8 protein-coding genes are annotated in these 6,402 nt (G+C 66.3%); 4 read left to right on the plus strand and 4 right to left on the minus strand.

Going from position 1 to position 6,402, the window contains the following annotated elements; all coding sequences use genetic code 11:
- Positions 1–114 precede the first annotated feature (114 nt).
- Positions 115–957: an alpha/beta fold hydrolase gene (locus tag QOC69_RS23175; protein ID WP_526443987.1), complete on the plus strand. Its 843-nt coding sequence runs from the start codon at positions 115–117 to the stop codon at positions 955–957.
- 27 nt (positions 958–984) lie between these two features.
- Here QOC69_RS23175 and QOC69_RS23180 read toward each other — a convergent pair whose 3' ends face one another.
- Positions 985–1,728: a glucose 1-dehydrogenase gene (locus QOC69_RS23180; RefSeq protein ID WP_526443989.1), complete on the minus strand. Its 744-nt coding sequence runs from the start codon at positions 1,726–1,728 to the stop codon at positions 985–987.
- A 101-nt stretch (positions 1,729–1,829) separates the two neighbouring features.
- On the opposite strand from QOC69_RS23180, the gene QOC69_RS23185 reads away from it, so the two are divergent.
- Positions 1,830–2,906 carry an NAD(P)H-dependent amine dehydrogenase family protein gene (locus QOC69_RS23185; protein WP_526443991.1) on the plus strand — a complete coding sequence of 359 codons (1,077 nt, stop codon included), beginning with the start codon at positions 1,830–1,832 and terminating at the stop codon, positions 2,904–2,906.
- On the opposite strand, the gene QOC69_RS23190 is transcribed toward QOC69_RS23185, so the two are convergent.
- Together QOC69_RS23190 and QOC69_RS23195 are read right to left on the minus strand one after the other, a co-directional pair.
- On the minus strand, positions 2,900–3,355 hold the full coding sequence (locus tag QOC69_RS23190; RefSeq protein WP_526443993.1) for an ATP-binding protein: 456 nt from the start codon (positions 3,353–3,355) through the stop codon (positions 2,900–2,902). The genes QOC69_RS23185 and QOC69_RS23190 overlap by 7 nt on opposite strands.
- A 54-nt stretch (positions 3,356–3,409) precedes the next feature.
- Positions 3,410–3,814, minus strand: a complete 405-nt coding sequence (locus QOC69_RS23195) for an STAS domain-containing protein (RefSeq protein ID WP_526443995.1) — start codon at positions 3,812–3,814, stop codon at positions 3,410–3,412.
- A 258-nt stretch (positions 3,815–4,072) separates the two neighbouring features.
- Between QOC69_RS23195 and QOC69_RS23200 the strand changes: the two genes are divergently transcribed.
- Complete coding sequence (locus QOC69_RS23200; RefSeq protein ID WP_526443997.1) at positions 4,073–4,846, plus strand: HAD family hydrolase; 774 nt, start codon at positions 4,073–4,075, stop codon at positions 4,844–4,846.
- Positions 4,847–4,885: 39 nt separating this feature from the next.
- Here the strand turns inward: QOC69_RS23200 and QOC69_RS23205 are convergent, their stop codons facing one another.
- Positions 4,886–5,530: a fatty-acid--CoA ligase gene (locus QOC69_RS23205; RefSeq protein WP_526443999.1), complete on the minus strand. Its 645-nt coding sequence runs from the start codon at positions 5,528–5,530 to the stop codon at positions 4,886–4,888.
- 190 nt (positions 5,531–5,720) lie between these two features.
- Between QOC69_RS23205 and QOC69_RS23210 the strand changes: the two genes are divergently transcribed.
- Positions 5,721–6,402: nitronate monooxygenase (locus QOC69_RS23210; RefSeq protein WP_526444001.1), on the plus strand; the 682-nt coding region annotated here is incomplete at its 3' end.

Raw genomic sequence — 6,402 nt, forward strand, 5'->3', positions numbered from 1 at the left:
CTGGGTCCGGCGCTCCGCCGGTTCGTCTTTCAACACCATCCGTTGACTTTCATACAGTCTGCACGTAACTTTCATACCGAGTGTTCGTAAGTTCTCATCAGGAGGGTAACCGACATGCCGCAGGCGAAGCTGCAACGAGCCACGATCGAGTACCGCGAGTTGGGTCCGGCCGACTCGTCCCATCCCCCGATCCTGTTCGTCCACGGCATCCTGGTCGACCACAAGCTGTGGCTGAAGGTCGCCGAAGAGTTGGCGCGCAACGGGTTTCGCTGCATCCTTCCGGACTGGCCGCTCGGGTCGCATACCGTGCCGGTGGACCAGGGAGTGGAGCTGACGCCGGCAACGGTGGCCGAGATGATCGACGAGTTCATCGGCGCGCTGGACCTGCACGACGTCACACTGGTCGGCAACGACACCGGCGGTGGCCTGTGCCAACTCCTGATCGATGCCCACCCGGACAGCGTGGGCCGGCTGGTGCTGACCAACTGCGACGCCTTCGACAAGTTCCCGCCGTTCCCGTTCACCGTCGTGTTCGCGATGATGCGGGGGCCGCGGTCGATCGGTTTGTTGTCCAAGCTAATGAAGGTCGCCGCGCTGAGGCGTTCGCCCCTGGGCTACGGACTGTTGCTGCGACCCGAGGACGACGCCTTGACAGCGTCGTGGGTGGAGCCCATGAGCACCGACCGGCGGATCGCGCAGAATCTGGCCACGCTGTTGCGTGGTGTCGGCGCAATGGATCTCACCGATGTCGCCACCCGGCTCCCACGGTTCGCCAAGCCGGTCACGATCGTGTGGGGAATGGCCGACCGCAGTTTCACGCCGTCGCTCGGCCGCAGGCTCGCGGCGCTGTTCCCGAACGCGACGATGGTCGAGGTGCCAGGTGCGCGGACGTTCGTCGCGCTCGACGCCCCGCAGGCGGTGGTCGATGCGATCGCCACCGTGGGAGCCCGTGCTTAGAGAGACGGCAGCTTAGAAGACGCCCGCTTAGAAGAGAACTTTGTGTGGGACGTCGGTGATCAGACCGCCGTCCACCACGAACTCGCTACCTGTGGCGAACGACGACTCGTCGCTGGCGAGGAACACCACGAACGTGGCCACCTCGTCGGACTGGCCGGGGCGGCCGAGCGGACTGGTGACCAGGTCGTCGGGGAAGTGCTTGGTCATCGGTGTGCGGATGAAGCCGGGGTGCAACGAGTTGACCCGGATGTTGAACTTGCCCAGGTCCAGCGCGGCTGACTTCGACAGGCCGCGAACTGCCCACTTGGATGCCACGTAGGGATGCACCATCGGGGCGCCGCGCAGTCCCTCGATCGACGACACGTTGATGATCGATCCGCCGCCAGCCGACTTCATCGCCTCGACGGAGGCCTGCATGCCGAGGAACGTTCCCGTCAGGTTGACGTCGATGACCTTCTGCCACTTGGCCATGTCGAACTTGCCGATCTGGCCAAGCGCCACGATGCCCGCGTTGTTCACCAGCACGTTGAGCTTGCCGAACTCCCCCACTGCGGTCGCGACGGCCGCATCCCACTGGTCGGCCTCGGTGACGTCGAGGTGGACGTAGCGGGCGGAGTCACCGATGTCGTCGGCAAGGGCTTTGCCCTCGTCGTCGAGGATGTCACCGATGACCACTTTTGCGCCCTCGGCGACCAACATCCGCGCGTGAGCGGCGCCCATCCCCCGCGCCCCGCCGCTGATCAGTGCAACTTTTTCGTCCACTCGTCCCATGACGAGTCAGGCTACCTCACGCGGATTCGGAAATTAGAACCTGTTCCAATTTCGGGGTTCAGCACGCATACTCCGATGACATCCGTCGGAGGAGAAACAGCATGGCGATCCGTGTCGCGCTCATCGGCACCGGGAACTGCGGCAGCCTCGCACTGAGGCAACTGGTCAACGACGCACGCTTCGACCTGACCGGGGTCTGGGTGTCGTCGGAGGCCAAGGTGGGCAAGGACGCGGGCGAGCTCGCAGGCCTGGACACCTCGACGGGCGTCGCCGCCACCAACGATCTCGACGCAGTGCTGGCCGCCAAGCCCGATTGCGTCGTGTACTGCGCCATGGGCGACACGCGCCTGGCCGAGGCGATGGCCGACATCCGTCGCATCCTGGCCCTCGGCATCAACGTGGTGGGCTCCGCGCCCGGCGTGCTGCAGTACCCGTGGCAGGTGGTACCCGACAAGTACATCGACCGGGTCGAAGAGGCTGCGCGAGAGGGTGATTCGACCATCTTCATCACCGGCGTCGACCCGGGGTTCGCGACCGACCTGCTTCCGTTTGCGCTGGCCGGTACCTGCCAGAGCATTCAGCAGGTGCGCACCATGGAGATCGCCGACTACGCCACCTACGACGGGGTGACGGTGATGTTCGACGTGATGGGCTTCGGGAAGGCCATCGGCGACTTCCCGATCCTGTTCCAGCCGGGCGTCCTGAGCATCGCCTGGGGTACGGCCATCCGGCAGCTCGCGGCGGGTCTCGGCGTCGAGGTCGACGTGATCAAGGACTCGGTCGAACAGGAACCCGCTCCCGAGGACTTCGACGTCGCCGCCGGACACATCGCCAAGGGCACCGTCGCAGCGCTCCGGTTTCAGATCGAGGGCATGGTCAAGGGTGAGCCCGTCATCGTCGTCGAGCACATCACCCGGCTTCGCGGAGACCTACGCCCGGACTGGGCTCAACCGGCACAGCCGGGCGGGTCGTATCGCGTGGAGATCACCGGTGAACCCTCGTACGTCGTCGACATCTGCCCCACCAGCCGCAACGGCGATCACAACTACGCCGCCATCCTTGCCGCGGCAGGCCGGATCGTGAACGCCATTCCCGACGTGCTGGCGGCGGCCCCGGGCATCCGGACCACGCTGGACCTGCCGCTCGTCACCGGCAAGGGCCTGTACGCGGTTCAGTGATTCGTGCGAGGCCGCAGGCCGGCGCGTACGACGTTGGCCCACTCCAGCGTGACGTGTGTGCCGCGGTCCGACGTCTGAATCGACGTCCGGTCGGACAGCGCCTCCATCAACGGGATGCCGCGTCCGCGGCTGCGGCTGCTGTGCTCCGCGGGCGTCCGCCACGACCCCCGGTCCGACACCAGGACCGTGATGGTGGATTCGACCACGTCGTGCCACGCCAGTAGATCCATGGTGCCCGTGCCCAGGCACTCGAGGTAGGCGAACTCGGCACAGTTGGCCAGGGCCTCGTTGATCGCGAGGACCAGGTCGCTCGAACGGATCGGGTCCAGGTCGAAGCACTGCCGAAGCCAGGCGGCGAACTCGTCACGGGTCCGGGACGCCGTCTGAGCATTCGCCGTGATGCCGACGCGCTCGAAGCGCTCAGCGTTGGCGACATTTGCGGAAGGCATTGCATCGATCATGACAGCTGATGCTTACCCGGTCGGAGCTCTGGCTAAGCGTGTCTACCCGCGAAGTGACGCAATCGCTTCGTCGAGAGTGGCGAACAACGGGACGATGTCGGCAATTCCGACCAGTTTCAGCGGCCGACTGGTGGCCGGCCCCTCGGCGACGACACACAGGCGGGTGACCGTGCCCGCCTCGTCGTGGGCGGCAACCAGCACACCCATTCCCGCAGACGCCAGGAACTCCACCTCGGTCAGGTCCACGACGAGGTTTCCTGGCTTCTTGTCGAGGGCGGCGTTAAGTGCCTGCTCGAGCTGCGGCGCGGTCAGCATGTCGACCACGCCGGATGCGGCGACGATGGTCACGCCGTCGACCGACCGTTCGCTGACCACGCACGTCGAACCGGACGCCGGGGTCGTCTCGTCGTTCGGTGCTGTTTTGTCGGTCACTGTCTTGTCGGTCATTGCCTCGCGTTGATCGTCCAATGCCCAACTTCCCTGTCTGGCCACCTCCGCTGGATGCGAGGCGGCACCGCTTTCATGCTCGCGAGGCTTCCGGCTGAACCTGGCAAGCACGAAACTGCCTAGGTCGAACCTATCCGATGCGATCCCGCGATGTCGCCAGCGGGACGCGGCCGGCGCCCCTCGGCAGCCGTGGCCGATTGATGCTGGAATGGAGTTCGAGGCAAGCCCAGCCCGGTGCGCCGCGACCGCAGGAGCGACATGGACCCCGAGACGCCCTTCGCCCGCCAGTTGGCGGAGATCGCGTCGGATCCGGCCGGGCCCCGGGTCGGCGCATTCTTCGACCTCGACGGCACGCTGGTGTCCGGATTCACCGCGACCGCGCACGCCGGGCACCGCATTCGGCGCCGCCAGGCCAGGATCGGCGAGGTGCTCGGTGTGATCGAGGCTTCGGTGCGGTACCGATTGGGGCGGATGGAGTTCGAGCGACTCATCGCGCGGGCGGCCGGCTATCTTCGCGGCGAATCGCTTGACGAACTGGACGAGCTCGGTGAGGCGTTGTTCCGCAGGCACATCGAGTCGCGGGTGTTCACCGCCATGCGTGATGTCGTCGCCGCACACCAGGACCGTGGCCACACCGTGGTGCTCAGCTCGTCGGCCCTGACCATCCACGCCGAACCGGTGGCCCGCTACCTTGGCATCACCAACGTGGTGTGCAACCACTTCGTGGTCGACGGCCTTCGGCGCCTGACCGGCGGGATCGTCGAACCGATCGTATGGGGCACCGGCAAGACCGATGCCGTGCGGCGCTTCGGCGCCGACCACGACGTCGACCTGCGCAGCAGCTACTTCTACGCCGACGGCGACGAGGACATCCCGTCGATGCGGGCGGTCGGTCGGCCTCGGCCGGTGAACCCGCGGTCGGGGTTGGCCGCAGAAGCGGCGCGCCGCGGTTGGCCGGTGCTGGTGGTCAACGGTTCGGACCGGCGTCGGATACCGGCGTGGCCGCTGCGGAAGGTCGCCGGGCGTCGATGATCGCGCGCACGGTGCGGCCCGCGCACAGGCGTACGTACATCAGCGATCACCCGTCGGGGTCACCTCGTCGATGCGGATCATGCGCCGGAACCTGCCGACGAAGACGGGCAGATACGCGCCGATGCCCGCCTTGCCCAGCCACTCGGCGGCCATCCCGGAGTAACGCAACCAGTGGCGCGCGTGGGTTTCGTCGTCGATCTGCAGCAGCAGCATCACCTCGCGTGGGTTGTCGAAGGCGCTGAAGATCAGGACGTTCCGAATCCCCGCAGTGCGGAGTTCGTCGACGGTCTCGCGAACGTGCGCAACGAGATTCGGCACGTCTTCGACGAGGGTCACCAACGAAACCATCACCTGTGGTGCGGCGGGCCCGGATCGCCCTGCGACGTCGAGTCGCTCGACCACCTCGCCCGCGAAAACCGCGGGGATGTCCTCGACCCCGACGGCGTCGAACCACTCGAAGAAGACCCGTGAGCGCAGCAGTTCGAGCACGGGCTCGCGGGCGTGGATGGCGATGAACACCAGCACCCGTCCCGGGTCGGTGGTCGACGCGTACACCAGCACGTGGTGCGCGCCCATGTCGGCGAGCGCATCCTGCCGACTCTCCAGCAGCGGCCACACCCGTTCCGGGTCAGGCACGCGGTAGTCCGATGCCAGAACCAGCGAATGGGTCAGCCGATGCGTCATCGGTCATCGCCCTTCGCCGCCACGATTGCGGCTGTCAATGGGGGTAGCGAAAAACGGTATTGCGGTTCTCGCACAGTGTCGAGCACCGACGCGCATCGTGGATGCGCGACCTAGCATCATCGCCCACGCGGGCGGGGGCTAAACTAGAACACGTTTCAGTTAGCTACCGAGTGGCATTAGAGGAGCAGGCATGCACACCCCCATCTGCGACCAACTCGGCATCGAGTTCCCGATCTTCGCCTTCACGCACTGCAGAGACGTCGTGGTCGCCGTCAGCAAGGCGGGGGGCTTCGGCGTGCTCGGGGCGGTCGGCTTCACCCCCGAACAGCTCGAGATCGAGCTCAACTGGATCGATGCCAACATCGGCGAGCACACCTACGGGGTCGACATCGTGATCCCCAACAAGTACGAAGGCATGGACTCGAACCTGTCCCCGGACGATCTCGGCAAGATGCTGGCCGACATGGTGCCTCAGGAGCACCTCGACTTCGCCAAGAAGATCCTCACCGATCACGGTGTCCCGCTCACCGCGGAGGACAACGAGAACACGTTGCGACTGCTCGGTTGGACCGAGGCGACGGCCACCCCACAGGTCGAGGTCGCGCTGAAGCATCCGAAGATGACGCTGATCGCCAACGCCCTCGGCACCCCGCCGGTCGACATGATCGAGCACATCCACGCAGAGGGCAGGAAGGTCGCCGCGCTCTGCGGTTCGCCGAGCCAGGCCCGCAAGCACGCGGACGCAGGCGTCGACATCATCATCGCCCAAGGTGGCGAGGCCGGCGGACACTCCGGCGAGGTCGGCTCGATCGTGCTGTGGCCGCAGGTGGTCAAGGAGGTCGCACCGGTTCCGGTGCTCGCCGCGGGCGGTA

This window comes from Mycobacterium sp. (assembly GCF_032162105.1).
Lineage (GTDB): Bacteria > Actinomycetota > Actinomycetes > Mycobacteriales > Mycobacteriaceae > Mycobacterium.